At 29.4% G+C, this 841-nt stretch carries 2 protein-coding genes; both read left to right on the top strand.

Annotated elements, in window-relative coordinates:
- On the top strand, positions 1-237 hold a 237-nt coding region (locus tag FUA24_RS23460; protein ID WP_148545760.1), incomplete at its 5' end, for an HAD-IA family hydrolase.
- A gap of 4 nt (positions 238-241) precedes the next feature.
- Positions 242-841 (top strand): IMPACT family protein (locus FUA24_RS23465; RefSeq protein ID WP_148545761.1); only part of this gene is annotated, 600 nt, incomplete at its 3' end.

Consider the following 841-nt stretch of genomic DNA (forward strand, 5'->3'; position numbering starts at 1 on the left):
AAAAACTGTTTTGATAAATTTTACCTTTCGCACGAAATAAACTTAAGAAAACCCGATTCATATATTTATAAATTTGTTTTAAATGACAACAATGTTGAAGCTGAAGAGTGCTTATTTATTGATGATGTAAAAAACAACATTACTGCAGCTAAAAACATGAACATAAACACATGGCACCTTAACCCAGAAAAAGACGATGTTGCCAATTTATTTAAAACCCAAAGCGCCCTATTTTAATTTTTTGACAGAAACAGACACATACAAAACAATTACCAAAAAAACTGACAACATTTTATTTAAAGATAAAAACAGTAAGTTTTTTGGCTATGCATTTCCTGTTTTAACAGAAGACGATGTTAAAACACATATTGAAGCATTAAAAAAAGAACATCACAGCGCCAGACATTGGTGCTACGCCTATAAAATTGGCACTGAAACTGTAATTTTTAGAGCTAATGATGATGGCGAACCTAGTAACTCTGCGGGTATGCCTATTTACAATCAAATATTATCATTTAATGTAACCAACATTTTAATTGTTGTTGTACGTTATTTTGGTGGTGTAAAATTGGGCGTAAGCGGCTTAATAAACGCTTATAAAACCACAGCGCAACTTACATTAGAAGCATCTAAAATTATTGAAAAAACCATCAATATTAATTTTATAATACATTTTGATTACCCCAATATGAATACCGTAATGCGTATTATAAAAGAAAAAAACCTAAATATAATAAACCAAAAACTAGAAATGGATTGTGAAGTAACTATTTCTGTTAGAAAAAAAGATGCAGAAGCTACTTTTAATAGTTTCAATACATTGCATCAAATAAGCATAAAA

It is taken from the genome of Seonamhaeicola marinus (assembly GCF_008085455.1).